The following is a 17,929-nucleotide window of genomic DNA, read 5'->3' as shown; positions in this document are numbered from 1 at the left end:
TTCTACTAACTTTTGGAATGTATCGGATGTATAAAGTATTATCTCAGGTATATCTGTGGCAGTAGACTGTTTTGGCAAAAAATTCCCGTCTTTATTTAAATAATACAAGGTAAATACACTTTTCTGAGGAAGCTTGATATTTGAATTTTTATTATTTAATACCTCTTTGATAAGTGAGTGGTTTTGGTTTTTTATATTATCGATTGCATCATTTAGGTGATTTCCGACTTTAAGCGCGTTGTTTAACCGGTAGGTGTTTGTAAAGCTATTATAAAGAAAGATAGAAACGATAGAGACAATCAGCGAGACAAGAAGATAAACTGTCTTAATTTTTTTTAAGTTAGAAATCATTTTTTCCTCCGTTTGTACTATAATTTTTTAGATTACAGGTTAAATATATTGTCATTTAGTATATAAGCCATATTGTTATTAAATTTTGCGATGATATTTTTTTCTATAAAGTCAAAATCAGAAGCTTTTTCACATTTTTCAAATGTTATATTTTTTTCATGGATAATGTCAATTTTACTCCCTGACAAAAGAATAGTCTTTTGCTCGTTTTTCAAAGCAGTTAATATTTTAATATTACTTATCGGTTCATCAAAAAGCATACCTAAGTCATAAACGGGAGCGATTAAGTTATTGTGGTAATAAAAAGAAATTAGCGGTTTTTCTAGCATGGGGAATTTTTTTAGACTATTTTCCTCAATAACAGATTCAACTTTTAATAAATCTATACAAAAGGTATGAATTTCTGTTGTCAAAAAAATATATTCCATATAATATATTAGCATAAACAGTATAAAAATTAAACATTTTTATTATTTTGCGGAGAGCATATGAAGAGGATTTTAATTATAGATGATTCCGAATTTGTTAGAGCGCAGCTTTTGGATGTCTTTAATGATGTCGCTGATGTGCTTTTCTTCGAGGCGGAAAATGCATCTGACGCAGAAGAGTTATTGGAGAATGAAGTAGTCGATCTTATCCTTTTGGATGTAAAGATGCCTGGGAAAAGCGGAGTGGCATTTTTAAAGGATTTAAAAAGTCAGCGTTACTATTCAGAGCTTCCTGTAGTGATGTTAACAGGGATGTCTGAAAAAGATATTGTTCTTGATTGCCTAAAATCCGGTGCAAGCGATTTTGTAGTAAAAGATGATTTTGAAAACATAAAGAAAAGACTTACAAAATATTTTCAGCATGTATCTGAAAATAATCGTTTTTTACAATTTGTGAAAGTCAGTCAATGTATCAATCTAAAATGTAAACCTTTTAGAGATTTAATTTCTTTGGGCGTTGATGGGGAGACAGACTATATCGGTTCAGATATAAAGAGTAAGATTAATGAATTGCTTTGTGATGTTAACAATGCATACAAGTTAAATTCTGTCGAAGACTCTTTAGAGGTCAGGGCATTTGTGCTTGCTTCCCTTGTTTTTTTAAATTGTCCTATATGTGATTGTGATTCAAAATACAGCGATTTGGTTAAATATAAATTTATAGGGATGATGCTCGGGTTATTTTCATATTTTCAGGAAGTGGAAGAAGATGAAAAAATATTTATAAGTGCTTTTGTTTTCGCCTCTTCTCTTTTTATTGCTCTGGAGTATGTGGCTAAGTTTGATTATGATGAAGAAATTTTTAAAAAGCTTGTTAAAAAAGAGAGCCTTATGCGTTTTGTAAATGTATTTTGCAAACAGGTAAAGTTTGGCTCTAATTATGTTGATTTGGAAAATAATGAAGTAAAGACTTTGCTTACTTTTATGGACAATGCTTCATACTATCTTTTTGATAACACTTTTATTATAGATTCAGCATTTGAAAACACCGTTGATTTATCAAAATTGGAATTTTTAAAGATTTTGTCCGAGCAATGTTTTAAAAGGGGGTAAAAATGTCAAAAGTATTGATTTGGCTGGCTTCAGGCGAAAAAGAGAAATTAAAGCCGGGGATAATTTATGGGCTTAATGCAAAAAAACACGGTTGGCTTGATGATGTAAAGTTTGTAGTATTTGGAGATAGTGAAAAGCTACTTCTTGAGGATGATGAGCTTTTTAGTCTTATTGATGACAAAGAAAACACCGCTTATTGCAAATTCGTATCAAATGAGTTTGGTATAACGGATAAGCTTGAGAAAAAAGGTGCCAATGTTATTTATGTGGGCGACTATATTTCTAACCTTATTAAAAATGGCTATCAGGTAATAACTTTTTAGGTATGAATTTAGGAGACTATAACACGTTTGGTTGCAGTGTATACGTTTTACCTGCAGGCAAGACGCTTTATGGCTTTTGGCTGGAAGAGAAAAGGACAGGTAATTCTGAGCTGCTTTATGTTACTGCTGAGAGATTTTACAGGGTAACTCACATTGACTTAAAAAAAGAGACAAATTTTATACTGCAGTGCACAAAATGTGAAAATATCAAATGTAGATACAATCCTGGTTACAAAAACCATAAAAGGGTTAAATATCAACCAATAATAGAAAGGGAAAGTATTTTTGAAAAGAGGACTCAGCCTCGTGTAAATATTATGCTGAAGGCTAAAGTATTGATGATTTCCGATATAGGTATCGATGGGGATTGGGAAGATTATCATTCTGCGAAAATAGTCAACATCAGTACAAAAGGTTGTTGCCTTGAATTTGAAGGAAATTTTGAAGATATTATGCCTGATGTGCATGATAACATAGAAATAGCCTTTGAAAATGATATATATGTCAGACAGCCTGATGATAAAAATAATGTAACTGTTTTCAGGCTTTCTAAAATTTCTCCAATTATCGGTGAGGTTATGTGGCGCATGCAAAACAGATGCGGTATTCAATTTTTAATAGCAAAAAGTAGTGATATAAAAGTTATCGCTGATTTTATCGAAGAGATAGCTATGGTTAAGTCTAAAATATAAGCATCTGCTTGTTTAGTTAAATTTTAATTGATTTAATTGAAATTAATATTATATTTCTCACCTATGAAATATTGGTTAATGAAGTCTGAGCCTAATTCTTTCTCTTTTGAGGATTTAAAAAATGCTGTTAATCAGACTACGCCTTGGGATGGTGTAAGAAATTATCAGGCAAGAAACTTTATGAAAAATGATATGGAAATTGGCGATATCGTCCTATTTTATCATTCAAATTGTCCCACACCTGCTGTCGTCGGACTTGGAATGATTGTAAGTGAAGCTTATCCTGATTTTACACAATTTGATGAAAAATCTAAATATTATGACCCTAAAAGCAGTAAAGATAAACCAAGATGGTTTCTTGTTGATGTAAAATATTTAATGGATTTTCCTAAACCTGTGACACTTTCATCTATCAAAGAGAATGACAAACTCAGCGAGATGCTTTTGGTAAAAAAAGGGATGAGGTTGTCCATACAGCCTGTGCAAGATTTTGAATTTGAAGAGATTGTTATGATGGCAGGTTTGTCATTAGATAAAGTTTTTGAGGAATATGACAAAGTTAAAAAAAGTATCTGAATATATCTTTGAAATCCCAAAAGAGGATAAGATGTTTGTCCCCGGCAGAATTTATGCTTCGGACAGCATGATTGAAGATATATTAAAAGATGAATCACTCTCTCAGGTAAAAAATGCCGCTTATCTCCCCGGTATTGTGAAGGCATCTATTGCAATGCCTGATATACATTACGGTTATGGATTACCTATTGGCGGTGTCGTGGCAACTGATGTAAAAGGTGGCGTAGTTACACCGGGCGGTGTAGGCTTTGATATAAATTGCGGTGTAAGGCTGATTGTTTTTGATATCGAAGCAGATAAAGTTAAAGGGCTTGATAACCTTGCAAATAAGCTATTTAAAGAGATACCTTGCGGAGTAGGTGAGGGGGGTAAATTTAAACTTAGCAAAAAAGAGCTTGAATATGTTATGACAAATGGCTCAAAGTGGGCTTATAAAAATGGATTTGCAAGTGAGGAAGATTTGTATTCTACTGAGTCAGGCGGCCTATTGACTGGAGCAAATCCTGAGCTGATTAGCGGTAGGGCATTAGAAAGAGGGTATGATCAGGTAGGAACCCTTGGAAGCGGTAATCATTTCTTGGAAATTGGAAAAGTTGATGAAATTTTTAATCAGGATATTGCAAACAGGTGGGGGCTGTCAAAAGGGAAGCTGACCTTAATGATTCACTCCGGCTCAAGAGGGCTTGGACATCAGATTTGCAGTGATTATTTGAAAATCTTTGAAAAAGCAGTGAAAAAGTATGGTATAGAGGTTAAAGACATCCAGCTTGCTTGTGCTCCTATCGAAAGTGAAGAGGGGGAAAACTATATATCAGCCTTAAAGTGTGCAGCAAATTTTGCATGGGCTAACAGGCAGGTGCTGCAGCATCTTGCCATATCAGCTATTGCTTCATTTTTGGGATTAAGCGATGAAAAGCTGAAGCCGAGACTGATTTATGATGTGGCACATAATATTGTAAAGTTTGAAAAGTATAAAATTGATAAAAAAGAAAAATTACTCCTTGTTCATAGAAAAGGGGCCACAAGGGCACTTTTTAAAGGGGATGATGAGCTTCCTGAAAAATATAAGGATACCGGTCAGCCTGTGATAATTCCCGGTGATATGGGAAGGTATTCTTTTGTGCTTTGCGGCGGTGAAAATGCGGCTGATTTAAGCTTTAACTCTGCCTGCCACGGTGCAGGAAGGGTTTTGAGCAGAAATGCTGCCATAAAAAGGGCTTCAAATCGAAATATTGCTAAAGAGCTTCTTGATGTTGGCGTGTATGCTAAAGGGAGAGGTAAAAAATCTCTCATGGAAGAGATGCCGGATGCTTACAAAGATGTCTTAGAAGTGGTAGATGTGGTTGACAAGCTTAATATTGCTAATAAAATTGCAAAGCTTAAACCATTATGCGTAATTAAAGGGTGAAAAGGATATAATATGGAAAGATGGATGATAATTTTCAGTAACATGCGTTGGGATGATATTAAATTTAATGTAACGGGCAGTAAAATAGATATTAATATCATAAAGCAAAATCTTAATTTAAAAGGTAAGGTTAAAAAGTATAACGAGTTTTCAAAAGTCTATGAGGTTGAGCTTCAGGATGCAAGGATTGTGCATATCGTTGATATGAATGAGATAGATAAGCATTTTGAAAATAACACAATCATCTTTAAAAATCGAAAAGGGCTTCATAACGAAATTAAAAGGTATATTGAGTTTAGCCTTAACTAAGATATGAAAAAAATCGGATTTACCACCACAATACCGGTAGAAATAGTTTTTGCCTCTAAAAATATCCCTGTAGATTTAAATAATATTTTTATAACTTCTGAATCTCCGTATAAATTTCTTGAGTATGCGGAGGATGACGGTCTGCCTCGCAATACATGTAACTGGATAAAGGGGATTTATACCGCCGTGATGAAAAACTCTGTTGAAGAAGTTATTGCTGTTACTCAAGGGGATTGCAGTAACACTCATGCATTAATGGAGCTTTTTGAAAATGCAGGGGTAAAAGTGCACCCTTTTGGCTATCCTTTTGGCATAGATAACGCTTACGAATATCTTAAAAATGAAATCTTAAATCTTTGTAAATCTTTAGATGTGGATTTTGAAGAGGTATTAAAATATAAAGACAGAATTGATCTTATTAGAAAAAAATTAAGATATCTTGACAAATTGACTGTGCAGGGGAAGGTTAGCGGTTTTGAAAACCATCTATGGCTTGTGACTTCTACTGACTTTAATGGTGATTTTGAAAGGTATGAAAAAGAGTTGGATGATTTTATAGGGGAAGCTGAAGCAAGAAGTGTGACGGAGAGAAATATAAGGCTTGGATTTATAGGTGTGCCAACAATTTTTGATGATATTTACCAATTTGTTGAAAGTAAAGGGGTAGCAGTAGTATTTAATGAAGTTCAAAGACAGTTTTCTATCCCATCTGTTTCAGATGACTTCATACAGAGATATATTGATTACACTTATCCTTATGACATTTTTAAAAGGGTAGAAGATATAAAAGCTCAAATAGCTGATAGAAAAATTGACGGTATCATACATTATGTGCAGTCATTTTGTTATAGGCAGATTCAGGATGTCATTATCAAAAAAAGTCTTGATGTCCCGGTAATAACAATCGAAGGGAATGACCCGGGAAATATTGATGCCCGGACAAAAATCAGATTGGAATCATTTATAGAAATGCTCAGTGAGAAAAAGGTCTGAATTATTTAATTAAGTATATATTTTTTTGAGGTAAGAATGGTTGATGTAGGTATAGATTTAGGCAGTAGATTTGTTAAAGTTGGTTTGAAAAAAGGGGATTATTTAGAGTTTAAGCTTTTTGATACAGTTACGTTTTATAGGGATTTTGTAAAAAGGGAAGGGGAAAATATAAAGATAAATCTTGATTTTTTGGATGATAAACCGGGGCGTGTGGTTGCTACCGGCTATGGAAGAAATATTTTATCCTTTGCCAATGCTGAAATTATTTCTGAAATTAAGGCTCATTTTAAAGGTGCAAAAGTGCAGACCGGCTGTGATAATTTTACTTTAATCGACTTAGGCGGGCAAGATAGTAAGGTCATTAAGGTCGTTGACGGGTTTATAGAAGATTTTATAATGAATGATAAATGTGCCGCAAGCACCGGAAGATTTTTGGAAAATGCAGCAAATATCTTAAAAATGGATTTATCTGACATTGCAAATAGTGTGGAAAATCCTGTAAAATTAAATTCTACCTGTGCAATATTCAGTGAGAGCGAGATAATCGGCAAAATTGCTGAAGGTGTCGATTTTAAAGAGATAGCTGCAGGTGTGTGTGAGTCAGTTGCAAAAAGGATAACCCCACTTGTAAAAAGGTTAAAATCTGATAGATATTTTATTTCAGGCGGAGTAGGCAGTATTTATTCAATAAGATATTTTTTAGAAAAAGAGATAGGTCAACCTATTGAGCCTCTTGAAAATTGTCAGTTTAACGGATGCATAGGCTGTCTTAATTATTAAAAAAGCCGGGTAACCCCGGCTTATATATTAGAATTTTACTTCTACTTCACTTTCCCAAAGACCATGAATGTTGCAGTAACTAACAGCAACAAGTTTACCCGGCTCATCTAACTTTACTTTAAAGCAAGCTACAGGGTTAGTGTATGCAGGCCCTTGATTTGCACCTTTAGCAGATTCGCCGTGAGCAAGAAATTCAGCTCTACCAAGATTATAAACATTACCTTCGGCAGGTTTGAAATATAGAGCAATCCAATTAATAAAATGCTCTGTAGTGTTTGGGTGAGGAATATCCTTACCGACAGTCACAACTACATCACAAAATTCACCTTTTTTAAGTCCACTTGGACACTCAATAACTGGTACATGTTTTTCATTTTTAAAATCAGCACTTTTTACAAATTCACTAATTGCCATAGCAACCTCCTAATTGATAGTATATTTTATTATAACATACTTTTTATTTTTTTGCCGATTTTTAATTTAGAATGGTTATAAGTAAAAGTCAATATTTTTATGGGATATTTATTATTTGTTAGTAATGATTGACTTGATATTTTTAAACATTTTTGAAAATATGTCTTTTGTGGTTTTAAAAATTGCTGTAAGCTGAATAAAATTTTATGAGGTTTGCCATGTATAAATTTTACTCTTCTAACGATATGCTGTCCTTAATTGATTATAAGGAACTTATTGGTGAGATGAAAAAAGCTATGTCTAATTTGGCATTAAATGAGATAATTGTCCCTTTGAGAGAGCATATTGAGTCAGGTGAATCCGTATTTTTATTTATGCCGGTATTAAGTGAAAAACTGAAGAAGGTAGCTTTTAAATATGTAGGTGTTTGCCCTGAAAATTTGAAGATTAACCTGCCAAGTATAAATGGATTTGTAATGATTGCAGATTCTAATACAGGGATGCCTCAGGCATTTTTTGACGGGGCTACACTTACTGCTATGAGGACAGGGGCAATAGGTGGAGCAGCCGTCGATATGCTTTCTTCAAAAAAAGCGGAAACTATGACTGTTTTTGGGACGGGTGCTCAGGCTGAAACTCAAATTTTAGCGGCACAATCTGTAAGAGATATAAAAAAAATATATATTTGTGGCAGAAATAAACCAAAAACAGAAAATTTCATAGAAAAAATTAAAAAGTTTACAGACGCAGATATTAGCCTGTATAAGTCAGAGGAAAATCTTTACGAAAGTGATATAATCATTGCTGCTACTAATAGTCACAAACCTTTATTTTTAGCCGATTTAAATAAATTTAAAAATGATGTTCATATAAACGCTATAGGCTCATTCAGGCCGTATATGCAGGAAATTGATGAAATTATTTATGCAAATTTTAATGTATTTATCGACAGTAAGTCTGCACTTATTGAAAGCGGTGATTTAACTATTCCTATTAAAAGAGGCAAAGTTAAAAAAGAAAATATCCGAGAATTAGGTAAAATTATTAGTGAAACAGGGGTTAAATTTAATAATACAAAAACTATATTCAAGTCTGTAGGTAGTGCTGCTTTTGATTTGTATACAGCTAACTATTTTATAAATAAGCCTTAAATAAACTGTATAATTCTATATTTTAACTTGAATAATTTTTTAATTATGCTATATTCTTCGCTCTTTTAAAAGACAAAGAGGTGAAAGATGGAGCAGTTGCATAATATTATTTTGACTCTTGATGGATATGTTTGGGGGCCTGTAATGCTTGTCCTTCTTCTTGGCACAGGTGTTTGGCTTTCAATATCACTTGGTTTTATTCAAATTTTTAAATTACCTAAGGCATTGTCACTAATCCTTAAATCTAACAAAAGTACAGGGGAAAAAGGGGAAATCACGCCTTTTCAGGCACTTACTACCGCATTGTCAGCAACTGTGGGGACAGGAAATATTGCAGGTGTTGCAACAGCTATTGCATCAGGTGGCCCCGGCGCTGTATTTTGGATGTGGGTTACGGCATTTTTTGGTATGGCTACAAAGTATGCTGAGGCTGTTCTTTCTGTACATTTTAGAAAGCAGTTAAGTGACGGGTCAACGATAGGCGGCCCAATGTATTACATTTCTGAAGGATTAAAACAAAAATGGCTTGGTGTGCTGTTTGCAATTTTTGGTATTTTTGCTTCTTTTGGGATAGGTAGTATGGCTCAGAGTCACTCCGTTGCTCAGGCCGTTAATAATGCTTTTGGTCTTCCTAAAATGGTTGTAGGGATATTTTTGGTAGTTATTACTGCACTTGTAATTATCGGCGGTATCAAAAGGATTGGAAAGGTTACAGAAAAGCTTGTACCTTTTATGGCAGTTTTTTATGTCACAATTTCACTTATTTTAATTATTGCTAATTTTGCAGAAGTGGTTATGGCATTTAAATTAATTATAAGTCTTGCATTTTCTCCTGCTGCTGCTACCGGTGGCTTTGCCGGCTCAATGGTAAGAGATGCTATCAGGTTTGGTGTGGCAAGAGGCGTATTTTCAAATGAAGCCGGTCTTGGTAGTGCTCCTATTGCACATGCTGCAGCTAAGACTGACAGTGCCGTAAAGCAAGGGCTTATCGCTATGACAGGTGTCTTTTTTGATACAATTATTATTTGCTCTATGACAGCACTTGTAATCGTTTCTACCGGTGCGTGGGAATCGGGCAAAAGTAGTACAGAGCTGACTGCGCTTGCCTTTAGTAGTATGTATGGTAGTATGGGTGATTGGTTTTTAGCGATTTCATTGATATTTTTTGCATACTCTACAATACTTGGTTGGTCTTATTACGGTGAGCAGTGTATGAAATATTTAACCGGCGGTAAATTTGCACTTGTTTATAAATTAATTTTCTTATTTACTGTATTTTTTGGCTCATTTAGAAAAACAGCTTTTGTTTGGGATATTTCAGACCTATTTAATGGGATGATGGCAATTCCAAACCTTATAGGCCTTTTGGGTTTATCCCTTTTACTTAGAAAATTGACTAAAGAGAATATAAATAACATAAAATAGGGCGATTTTTTCGCCCTATTTTTACATTTAAGATAAGGGGTTTGTTGTGAAGCTTAGGTTTAGTTTAGCATTTACTTTTTTGCTGTTATCATCACTTTTGACTGCTGCACATTTTCTTAGAGGTGGTGAATATATTTTCGTAACAATTTTTGTCATTTTGCCTTTTTTATACTTTTTCAAACATAATATAACATACTATATAATTCAGTTTTTTTTACTATTTGCCACAGTTGAGTGGGTAAAGACTGCTTATTTGGTAATTAAATATAGAATAGCGTATTCAATCCCGTATTTCAGGTTTTCAGTGATTCTTTTTGCTGTAATATGCTTAGTCGTTTACTCTATGTTTTTGATAAGGAGAAGTAAAAGGGTAAATAACAAGTAGGTGTGATGTCTTTACTTTTTAGATTTTAACTGACTTAACATCTGTTTTAAATTTTCCATCGAGAAGGGTTTTGGAAGATAGAAATCAAAGCCAAATTCCTTGTAATTTGTTATTATTTCACTGTCTGAATATCCTGAAGATACTACAAATACAGAATCAATTCCTTTGTCTCTAAGCGCTTTAATGGTATCTTCTCCGCTAAGCCCACCTTTTATGGTTAAATCAAGGACAATTATATCAAAATTTTTATTTTCAACCTCTTTTAACGTCTCTTCTCCATTTTTTGTAACTGTAACCTTGCAGTCAAATAGCTCAAGCATTGTTTTAAATGAGTCGCGCAAATCATCTTCATCATCCATGTATAAAATATTAATCTTCTCGGGCTGTAATACGTTGTCAGGTTTGACAATATTGTTTACAGTGCATTCAGTCTTAGGCAGATAGATTTCAAAGACACACCCTTTGTCAAGATTTTTAAAAGTGATATGTCCATTGTGCTGCTTTATAATTGAATATGCTGTAGCAAGCCCTAAACCGTTACCTGTCGTTTTGGTAGTAAAAAAAGGCTCAAAAACTTCTTTTGCTATACTGTCAGGTATCCCCGGCCCAAAATCTCTGATAGATATTTTTACATAATCTCCTTCGGGTAAATTAAACTTGTTATCTTTTTCAAAATTAGCTGTATCTATTGAGATATCAATTTCTCCATTATCATTCATTGCTTGTTTGGCATTGATAACAATATTTGTTATTACCTGAGTGATAAAATTGTCATCTACTTCAGCGCAAAATTCTAACTCTTCACTACCTTTACTATTAAAATTTAAAGTTATACTACTCCCTTTAAGTGCAAACTCTGCAGCATCCTTTACAATTTTGCAAATATCAACATTTTTAATTTCAAGGCTACTCCCCTTTGCAAATGTGAGGAGTTGCTTTGTCAAATGTCTGCTTTTTTGGATAAGATTTTCGATTTTAGGTAATTCTTCTTTAAAGTTGTCTTTAGCCTTTATAGCCAAGACATAATTTGATATTGCTCCGAGGTAATTGTTAAAATCGTGAGCAATACCTGCAGCAATCTTGCCTACTGTTTCAAGCTTGTCTATTTTTGATTGAATTTGAATATTCTTCATAGTTGACGTAATATCATTAATCATTATTACGTAATCAAAATCGTTATTATCTTCATTTTGAATTTTTGTTATAGAAATTTCAGCTATTATTTCACCTCTAAGTGTGTTTTTAATGAAGTAATAATCTGCAAGCTTTTCTAAATGTAACAAATCTTCAAAATTTATACTTTTTTTATTGTTATCTTGCATAGGGTATGTCCAGTCATAAATTGTTTTACCAAAATCTAAATTATCAAAAGTATTTTTTGCAGCTTTATTAAAAAATTCTACCTGAAAATTGTTGTTAAACATCATTATAGGCTCATTTAAGTTGTTTAATATTTTTATTAGCTTTTTCCGTTCATTTTTTAGCTGTGCTGTTGCCTTGGCAAGTTTGTAGTTGAAAATAAAGATTATTAATGATGCTATAACAACAAATGAAAGGAATAAGATAATAATCTTTATATAATTTCTTACTAAAAAGGTAATGATTGGATTGTGAAGAAAATACCCTTCTGAAAAATATTTTAATCTTTTATAATAGTAAGAGTTTTCATCAGAAAGAAGATTATTAAGCTCATTATCTATTTTTTCTGTGACTGCCTTATTTAACCCTTTTCTGTAAGCAAAGTGAGTATTTATAGGTTTTACTATTATATTAGTTAAATATAATTCAGTGTTAAGTAATGAGAAAGTATAGCTTCTTGCTATGAGTGCCAAGTCAACACCTTTATTTAAGACGGCATCTATTGATTCATTATAATTATCTACAAAATAGTATTTAGGAGTTATGTTAAGTCCTTCAAGAATTGAGGCAAGACCGTCGTTAGCTACCAAAAATATATCATTAAATTGGACAGCTATGGTTTTGCCTTCAAGGTCATAAAGTGAGCTAATTTTAATGTCTTTTCGAGCAACAACTTGCCCCCAATTTTCAAAAACTGGAAATTTTGAAAAGTCCATGTATTGAAGTCTATATTCAGCGTAACCAATAGGAAAAAATATATCTATTTTCCCCTTTGAAATATCCGAATAAAGCTCACTCCAACTGCCATAGACAAATTCATAATCGATATTATTTTTTTCTGCTATATATTTAAAAATGTCTACTTGAAAACCTTTATATTCACTATTTTCAAAATATGACAAAGGGTTATTATCCCAAAAGCCTACCTTTAACTTTTCGGCAAATGAGTTGATTGAAATAATAAAAAAGATTAATGAAAATATTATTAGCTTATTTTTCATTTTTTATCTAACATATTCCGTATTGTTTTTAGCATTTGAGTTGGCCTATAAGGTTTGTCCATAAATTCTATTTCACATAATGACTGCAGACGCTTAAATTCATCTTTTATCTTATACCCCGTAGTGATGATACATTTTAAGTTTTTATTTATTTTAAGTGCCTCTAAAATCATTTTGTCTCCGTTTAATTCGGGCATATCGTAGTCGGTAATGACAGCATCGATTTTGTTATTTTTTATGATTTCAAGCCCCTCTTTTCCATTAGTAGCTTTAAATACTTTATAACCGTTACTCTCAAAAAAGTTTACAAGTAGAGTAAGAAGCCCTTCTTCATCTTCTGCAATAAGTATACTTTCACTGCCTGCTAAATCGTGCATTGATGGGCTTTTTGTTGTTTCAATCTGTTTTTTGGCTTTATCTTCATTTTTGGCACAGGGCCAAAGTATATCTATTCTCGTGTATTCCCCTTCTACGCTGTCGGCAAAAATGTAACCGCCATTTTGCTTGACTATCCCGTAAACACTTGCAAGCCCCAAACCAGTCCCTTTTCCCACATCCTTTGTGGTAAAAAAAGGCTCAAATACTTTGAGAAGATGTTCTTTTTTTATTCCTATGCCGTTATCCTCAACCGATAACTTCATATAATTGCCATCCTTTACATAACTTAGGTGAGAATATGTTGCCCCATCAACATTATCAAGCGTAATTTTTATTGTTTTGTTTTCCTTCTCAACTACCTCAAGGGCATCCCTTGAGTTTATTATAAGATTCATAATTATCTGATTAAATTGTGTTTTATCTATGTTTATCATACATTCGTCATGTGAAAGTATTTCGAAAGTCAGATTGATATTTTCAGGGATAACCCTTCTAATCATCTTTAAGTTATCATTTATTAGAGAGCTAAATCTTTGAATCTCAGGGATTATAATTTGCTGTCTGCTGTAGCCCAGCAGGTGAGATACAAGTGTGGCAGCTTTATCGGATAACTCTTTTAATTTGTCCAATATATGTGAGCTATTTTCATTTTGTATTTGGTATTGTAATACTTCAAGATAAGCATTAAACCCTGTCAAAATATTATTGAAGTCGTGGGCTACCCCTGCGGCAAGCTGTCCTACAGTTTCAAGTTTTTGCATTTTAAAGAGTGTTTCTTCAAGCTGTTTTTCTTTCGTAATATCTATTTTAATTGCTGCATATTTGATAGTTTGATTATTATCATCTTTTAAAGGGAATATTATCCCATCTTCATAATAAATCTCTCCATTCTTTTTTTTGTTTATTAACGTATCAGCAAATGTATTTCCGGAAGTAATTGTGTCCCTCAGCTTTTTGTAAAATTCTCTGTTTAGCTTACCACTTTTTAATATTCGTGGATTTTGACCGAGTAATTCAGACTTTTCATAGCCTGTTATTTCACAATATCCATCATTGATATACTCAATATTACCGTCTAAGTCGGTTATTACAAAGCCTGTTTTTGACTGCTCAATCATTTTCACGATAAAGGGGAAGTTTAATATTGCAAGATTGCTGTCTGTAATTTCCTCAAATACAAGCATTGTCCAGTATTTTGAGTCATTGTTTATTTTAAAAGGATAAACCTGAATTTGAGCTAATATGGTATTGCCATCTTTTTTTAGATATTTTGTGCATAGGTTTCTATAGATTTTACCATCTATTTGAGATTTACATACAATACATTCATCTTCAGTTTCCAAGCTTTTATGTACAAGAAAATGAAAGTCTTTCCCCAAAAGCTCAGATTTATCATTATAGCCTAAGATGTCTAATGCAGGATCATTTGCCAAAATAACATTTTTATACGTGTCAAGTATACAAATCCCTTTTTGACTTGAATTAAGCACTATTTCGAGAATTTTATTTTCAATTATTTCATCCATCTGTTATCTACCTTAAGATTTTTATTGATTTCTGCCACTAAATCATCTGTTGAGAAAGGTTTTTTTAGAAATGTATAATTGCTTTTTATACTCATAATTTCATCATCATCTTCATAACCTGAGATAAAAATTACAGGTAAGTGCCCATATTTTTCCTTTATAGTTTCATAAAGCTTTCCCCCTGTCATACCGGGCATCCTGATATCTATTACTGCTATATCGATTAACGGGAAATACTCTTTTAATTTTTCAAGGGCATCTTGCGGATTGTTTGACTGAATTAGATTAAATCCTCTTTTTTCAAGATTAGCTGCAAATGCTTCTCTTATTATGTCATCATCATCCACAAAAAAAACGGTTTTGTTACTATCTAACTCATCAAAAAGCTCCAATTCGTCAAAATGTTCGTTTTCTTCTTCGTTATTTAAAACGGGCAGAAGTATTGTCACGGTAGTACCCACTCCGTAAATACTTTCAATCTTTATGTCCCCGTTTAACGCATTTATGATAGAAAGGATAACAGGCAGACTAAGGCCTTTCCCCTTGCCGGCTTTTGCGGTATATTCTACGGAAAATATATTTTGTAAATTATCCTCCTTAATACCTATTCCGTTGTCTTTGATAATTATTTCTATATATTTGCCGTCAGATAAATATGTGTGACCTTTGATATCTTTTTCATTCAATATAATTTCTATCTTCCCTTTCTCTTCACCTTTGGCCATTATCGCTTCGGCACTGTTTTGCAATATACTTGTAAATATTTGAAGTATTTGAGTATAGTCACTCATTATTGTTGCATTTTCAGTATTTAATACTAAGGTAATGTTGAGGCTTTCAGAGAAAATCTCTTTGAAAAGTTTTTTGTGCTCAAGAAGAAAATTTGCAAGGTCTATCTTCTCCCTTGTAATATTATCGTCAGGAAAAAGATTTTCATATTTGCCTATCAATTTTGACATATTTTCAAGCAATGATTCGCTTTTGATGAGATATGCATTGCCATTATGAGTCATTTGCAACAAGTCATTTATCACCAAAAGCTCAGTCAGTTTATCTTTCATGTCAGAGATTAGATTTCTTATTAGTTGAGCATTGTATTTCATAAGCTCAAGGTTTTTTAGTTTGTTGGTAAGCCCTATTAAATCGGTAATATTGACTAACGTGCCTTGGTGCAATATTTCACTGTCTTCATCATCCCACATTTCGACATTTGCAAGGACATCGATAATCTTATTTTTTGCCGTCTTAAATTTAATATGGTAATTTTTGAGCTTTTTATTTTTTTGAAGGGCTTCAAGAAATACTTTTCTATCATCTATATTGAAATAAAAGTCCTCGATTTTTTTGCCGATTAGATTATTAAGGTCAGTTTCAAAAAGCTCGGCTGCAGCCTTGTTAGCTTCTAATATCTTACCATCTTTTGAGATAGTGTAGATTGGTATTCCGGCATTTTCAAAAATTATTTTGTATTTTTTCTCTATATTTTTGTTACACATAGGCTAACCTCTTTTTAAGTGTTGATTTTTAAATTATAATTTATATATAATTAAACTTCAATGAGAAATTACTTGTTATTGTGCTATAATTTATTATTAAATGCATTCGGGAGTGCTTAATTGGGAGAGCTTACAAAGACCAGAATATATGCTAAAAGCATAAATGAAGGGTTTGAAAAGGCTAAAAAATATTTTAATAAGGATTTTTCTGAGCTTGAATATAAGCTTATTTCATCAGACGGTGAGGGGGATAAAAAATATCTCCTTGAATTTTCTCTAAAATCTTCAAATATCGGAAAGTCAGGAAAACTTTTTGAAGAAGTTTTTTTAGATGATTTTGAGGTAATGATTACAAAAAACAAGATGAAGGCTTATATTTTAGTCCCTCCAAAGCCCAAAAAAATTGACAGAGATTATATTTTAGAGCTTTTAAATGAAAATGGTGTAAAAAAAGGGATTATGGAGGATAAGATTGACCTCCTTGTGCACCTTGTCAATTCAGAGAGTAAAAAAATTGAATCTACATTTTTGGTGGCTGAAGGTAAGCCTGCTGTTAACGGTTATAATGCGGAAGTGCTGCTTAAATCGGATGAGCAGCAGGAAGATTTTTTCGTCGAAGAGTCGCTTGATAGGATAGATTATAAAAATATTAAGAAAAATAAGCTTGGAATTGTGAAGAAGGACTCGCCTGTCGCATATTATAACCCACCTACAAAGGGGAAGTCAGGCTTTTTAGTCACCGGAGAGATATTAGAGGCAAAAGACGGCGAGGATATTATAGTAAAGCTCAATGAAAATGTACTAAAAAAAAATAATATATTTTACAGCACTATTGACGGCCTTTTGGGGTATAAGTTTATTGGGAATGTGGTAGAGCTTGAAGTATCAAACGTATATTTTGTAAGAGGGAATGTTGATTACAAAACGGGTAATATTGAGTTCCCCGGCTCTGTTATTATTACAGGGGAGCTTCAGGCAGGTTTTACCGTAAAGTCGGGTGAAAATATTATTGCCAATACGATATCAGGTGAAGCGCATGCAAAAGGGAATATTATTGTCAAGGAAGGGATTATAGGGAGTAGCCACGCTAAAAGGTGCAAGGTAAGAGCCGGTAAGTCTGTTGAGGCTACATTTATACAGTTTGCGGATGTAGTGGCAAATGAAGATATTGCTGTTAAAAATCTTATTAGAGATTCCATGGTGGTCACAGACGGTAAGATAACCTGCCTTGGTAAGCCTGGTAACATATACGGCGGTGTATTCTATGCCACAAAAGGTTTGGAAGCAAATATCCTTGGTTCACCGTCATTTACAAAGACAAAAATAGTAGTAGGTGCTTCCGCAAAATACGTATCAAGGCTTTCAAAGCTTACCGAGGAAAAGAATAATTTGGAAAAATCGTTGCAACAAATATTAAATTTTTTGGGTAGCATTGAGCAGAGGATGGACTCACTGGATGAAGAAAAGAGGAAAGTTGTTAATAGGCTAATAGAGGAAAAGAAAAAAGTTAGAAGAAACCTTTACCACATTTATCAAAGTATGGATGAAATAAAATCAAGGCTGAAAGAGGGGGTTGACAGTGAGATAATTTTTCATAAAGAGGCAATGCCAGGCGTGATAGCTGCAATTGGAGAATATTATTTAGAATTAAATAAGCTAGTGAGGGCGGGTAAATTTATTTTTAATCCGGAGAAAAAGGAAGTGGAAGTAGTAAGTTTAAAATAGTTGGTAAAATGTAATTAGTAAACAGTAAGAAAAGTAGTAAATAATGATAAAGGCTTAATATTCAAATATTTAAACTTTAACATGTTGTCGCGAATT

The 17,929-nt window shown here is 33.1% G+C and carries 18 protein-coding genes; 12 read left to right on the top strand and 6 right to left on the bottom strand.

The genetic code is table 11. The annotated features are described in order from the left end of the window. Window positions 1–351 (bottom strand): hypothetical protein (locus LF845_RS08290; protein ID WP_242820546.1); only part of this gene is annotated, 351 nt, incomplete at its 3' end. A 32-nt stretch (window positions 352–383) separates the two neighbouring features. Beyond that, window positions 384–779, bottom strand: coding sequence for a hypothetical protein (locus tag LF845_RS08285; RefSeq protein WP_242820545.1), 396 nt, complete (start codon window positions 777–779; stop codon window positions 384–386). A 60-nt stretch (window positions 780–839) separates the two neighbouring features. Here LF845_RS08285 and LF845_RS08280 point away from each other — a divergent pair, with 60 nt between their 5' ends. From LF845_RS08280 to LF845_RS08245, 8 genes are all read left to right on the top strand, one after another. Then, window positions 840–1,892, top strand: coding sequence for a response regulator (locus tag LF845_RS08280; RefSeq protein ID WP_242820544.1), 1,053 nt, complete (start codon window positions 840–842; stop codon window positions 1,890–1,892). Window positions 1,893–1,894: 2 nt separating this feature from the next. Then, window positions 1,895–2,215, top strand: a complete 321-nt coding sequence (locus LF845_RS08275) for a hypothetical protein (protein ID WP_242820543.1) — start codon at window positions 1,895–1,897, stop codon at window positions 2,213–2,215. Window positions 2,216–2,217: 2 nt separating this feature from the next. Beyond that, window positions 2,218–2,907, top strand: a complete 690-nt coding sequence (locus LF845_RS08270; protein WP_242820542.1) for a PilZ domain-containing protein — start codon at window positions 2,218–2,220, stop codon at window positions 2,905–2,907. A gap of 63 nt (window positions 2,908–2,970) precedes the next feature. Continuing rightward, a complete protein-coding gene (locus LF845_RS08265) occupies window positions 2,971–3,483 on the top strand; it encodes an EVE domain-containing protein (RefSeq protein ID WP_242820541.1) in 513 nt (170 codons plus the stop codon). Then, window positions 3,458–4,891, top strand: a complete 1,434-nt coding sequence (locus tag LF845_RS08260) for an RtcB family protein (RefSeq protein WP_242820540.1) — start codon at window positions 3,458–3,460, stop codon at window positions 4,889–4,891. Before LF845_RS08265 ends, LF845_RS08260 begins: the two co-directional genes overlap by 26 nt. Window positions 4,892–4,903: 12 nt before the next feature. Then, on the top strand, window positions 4,904–5,200 hold the full coding sequence (locus LF845_RS08255) for a hypothetical protein (protein WP_242820539.1): 297 nt from the start codon (window positions 4,904–4,906) through the stop codon (window positions 5,198–5,200). Between the two features lie 3 nt (window positions 5,201–5,203). After that, a complete protein-coding gene (locus LF845_RS08250) occupies window positions 5,204–6,193 on the top strand; it encodes a 2-hydroxyacyl-CoA dehydratase family protein (RefSeq protein ID WP_242820538.1) in 990 nt (329 codons plus the stop codon). Between the two features lie 36 nt (window positions 6,194–6,229). Continuing rightward, window positions 6,230–6,973 carry an acyl-CoA dehydratase activase gene (locus LF845_RS08245; protein ID WP_242820537.1) on the top strand — a complete coding sequence of 248 codons (744 nt, stop codon included), beginning with the start codon at window positions 6,230–6,232 and terminating at the stop codon, window positions 6,971–6,973. Window positions 6,974–7,000: 27 nt separating this feature from the next. Here LF845_RS08245 and LF845_RS08240 read toward each other — a convergent pair whose 3' ends face one another. Beyond that, window positions 7,001–7,387, bottom strand: coding sequence for a class II SORL domain-containing protein (locus LF845_RS08240; protein WP_242820536.1), 387 nt, complete (start codon window positions 7,385–7,387; stop codon window positions 7,001–7,003). Window positions 7,388–7,605: 218 nt separating this feature from the next. Between LF845_RS08240 and LF845_RS08235 the strand changes: the two genes are divergently transcribed. The 3 genes from LF845_RS08235 (at window position 7,606) to LF845_RS08225 (ending at window position 10,348) form a co-directional block, all read left to right on the top strand. Continuing rightward, window positions 7,606–8,538: an ornithine cyclodeaminase family protein gene (locus LF845_RS08235; RefSeq protein ID WP_242820535.1), complete on the top strand. Its 933-nt coding sequence runs from the start codon at window positions 7,606–7,608 to the stop codon at window positions 8,536–8,538. A gap of 87 nt (window positions 8,539–8,625) precedes the next feature. Further along, on the top strand, window positions 8,626–9,963 hold the full coding sequence (locus LF845_RS08230; RefSeq protein WP_242820534.1) for an alanine/glycine:cation symporter family protein: 1,338 nt from the start codon (window positions 8,626–8,628) through the stop codon (window positions 9,961–9,963). Window positions 9,964–10,009: 46 nt separating this feature from the next. Beyond that, complete coding sequence (locus LF845_RS08225; RefSeq protein ID WP_242820533.1) at window positions 10,010–10,348, top strand: hypothetical protein; 339 nt, start codon at window positions 10,010–10,012, stop codon at window positions 10,346–10,348. A gap of 11 nt (window positions 10,349–10,359) precedes the next feature. Here LF845_RS08225 and LF845_RS08220 read toward each other — a convergent pair whose 3' ends face one another. Genes LF845_RS08220 through LF845_RS08210 form a run of 3 tightly spaced genes read right to left on the bottom strand, consistent with a single transcriptional unit; the run spans window position 10,360 to window position 16,108 of the window. After that, window positions 10,360–12,708 carry an ATP-binding protein gene (locus LF845_RS08220; protein ID WP_242820532.1) on the bottom strand — a complete coding sequence of 783 codons (2,349 nt, stop codon included), beginning with the start codon at window positions 12,706–12,708 and terminating at the stop codon, window positions 10,360–10,362. Beyond that, window positions 12,705–14,612 carry a hybrid sensor histidine kinase/response regulator gene (locus LF845_RS08215; protein ID WP_242820531.1) on the bottom strand — a complete coding sequence of 636 codons (1,908 nt, stop codon included), beginning with the start codon at window positions 14,610–14,612 and terminating at the stop codon, window positions 12,705–12,707. The genes LF845_RS08220 and LF845_RS08215 overlap by 4 nt, the downstream gene beginning before the upstream one ends. After that, window positions 14,600–16,108: a response regulator gene (locus tag LF845_RS08210; protein ID WP_242820530.1), complete on the bottom strand. Its 1,509-nt coding sequence runs from the start codon at window positions 16,106–16,108 to the stop codon at window positions 14,600–14,602. Before LF845_RS08210 ends, LF845_RS08215 begins: the two co-directional genes overlap by 13 nt. A gap of 120 nt (window positions 16,109–16,228) precedes the next feature. On the opposite strand from LF845_RS08210, the gene LF845_RS08205 reads away from it, so the two are divergent. After that, window positions 16,229–17,833: a FapA family protein gene (locus LF845_RS08205; protein WP_242820529.1), complete on the top strand. Its 1,605-nt coding sequence runs from the start codon at window positions 16,229–16,231 to the stop codon at window positions 17,831–17,833. The last annotated feature ends 96 nt before the right edge of the window (window positions 17,834–17,929 follow it).

The sequence above is a fragment of the Deferrivibrio essentukiensis genome (assembly GCF_020480685.1).
Classification (GTDB): domain Bacteria; phylum Chrysiogenota; class Deferribacteres; order Deferribacterales; family Deferrivibrionaceae; genus Deferrivibrio; species Deferrivibrio essentukiensis.
This window is presented reverse-complemented; position numbering and strand designations above follow the sequence as displayed.